This window comes from Polaromonas sp. P1_E3, assembly GCF_056405935.1.
In genome coordinates, this window is sequence record NZ_JBFUBD010000478.1 from 1 (window position 1) to 1,828 (window position 1,828).

Annotated in this window: 1 protein-coding gene; it reads left to right on the forward strand. The window is 60.4% G+C overall.

Translation table 11 applies throughout. The annotated features are described in order from the left end of the window. Positions 1–1,828, forward strand: a 1,828-nt coding sequence (gene carB, locus AC1D0Z_RS20750) for a carbamoyl-phosphate synthase large subunit (RefSeq protein WP_477660052.1), incomplete at both ends; no start/stop codon positions are given.

Genomic DNA, 1,828 nt, shown 5'->3' on the forward strand with positions numbered 1-1,828 from the left:
CATCTGGTACGTGGGCGACGCATTTGCGCTGGGCATGAGCGTGGATGAAGTGTTCGCGCTGACCAAGATCGACCCGTGGTTCCTCGTGCAGATCGAGCAGATCGTCAAGATCGAGCTTGAACTTGAAACCACCTCGCTCGAGAAGATCGATGCGGTCACTTTGCGCGCGCTGAAACAAAAAGGTTTCTCCGACCGCCGCCTGGCTAAGCAGCTCAAGACCACCGACGCGGCCATCCGTGAAAAACGGCGGGCGCTGGGCGTGCGCCCGGTTTACAAGCGCGTAGACACTTGCGCCGCCGAGTTCGCGACCAATACCGCCTACATGTATTCGACCTACGAGGCCGAAGGCAGTGAGTGTGAAGCCGCACCTACTGACAAGAAAAAAATCATGGTGCTGGGCGGCGGGCCCAACCGCATCGGGCAGGGCATCGAGTTTGACTACTGCTGCGTTCATGCGGCGCTGGCCATGCGCGAAGATGGTTACGAAACCATCATGGTCAACTGCAATCCTGAAACGGTTTCCACCGATTACGACACTTCGGATCGCCTGTATTTCGAGCCGCTGACGCTGGAAGACGTACTCGAGATCGTCGACAAGGAAAAACCGCTGGGCGTGATCGTCCAGTACGGCGGCCAGACACCCTTGAAGCTGGCGCTGGACCTTGAAGCCAACGGCGTGCCTATCATCGGCACCTCGCCCGACATGATCGACGCCGCGGAAGACCGTGAGCGCTTCCAGAAGCTGCTGCATGAGTTGAAGCTGCGCCAGCCGCCTAATGCCACGGCCCGTACTGAACCAGAAGCGCTGGAAAAAGCCGCTGCGCTGGGTTACCCCCTGGTCGTGCGCCCCAGTTATGTGCTGGGCGGCCGCGCGATGGAAATCGTGCACGAGCAGCGTGACCTGGAGCGCTACATGCGTGAAGCCGTCAAGGTCAGCCATGACTCACCGGTACTTCTGGACCGATTCCTGAACGACGCGATCGAGTGTGACGTTGATTGCCTGCGCGATCCGGAAGGCCGCACTTTCATCGGCGGCGTGATGGAGCACATCGAACAGGCCGGCGTGCATAGCGGTGACTCGGCATGCTCTTTGCCACCGTACTCGCTGAGCGCTGAAACCGTCACTGAAATCAAACGCCAGACCGCTGCGATGGCTGAGGCGCTGACGGTGGTTGGTTTGATGAACGTCCAATTCGCCATCCAGAACATCGACGGCAAGGACGTGATCTACGTTCTGGAAGTGAACCCGCGTGCTTCGCGCACTGTGCCCTTTGTCAGCAAGGCCACCGGCATCCAGCTGGCCAAGGTCGCCGCCCGTTGCATGGTGGGCCAGTCGCTGGCTTCCCAAGGCATCAAGGACGAAGTCACGCCGCCTTACTTCAGCGTCAAGGAAGCGGTGTTTCCCTTCGTCAAGTTCCCGGGCGTGGACACGATTCTCGGCCCCGAGATGAAGTCCACCGGCGAGGTCATGGGCGTTGGCAAGACCTTCGGCGAGGCTTTCGTGAAGTCCCAACTCGGCGCGGGCACCAAGCTGCCGACGTCGGGCAAGGTGTTTCTCACCGTCAAGAACAACGACAAACCACGTGCCGTGGAAGTCGCGCGCAAGCTGGCGGCCCTGAAGTTTGAAATCGTGGCCACCAAAGGCACCGCTGCCGCCATTCAGGCGGCAGGCATTGCCTGCGCAGTGGTCAACAAGGTCACCGAAGGCCGGCCGCACGTGGTGGACATGATCAAGAACAATGAGATCGCCCTGGTCATCAACACGGTTGAAGAGCGGCGCAACGCGATCACCGATTCGCGCCAGATCCGCACCTCGGCGCTGCTGGCC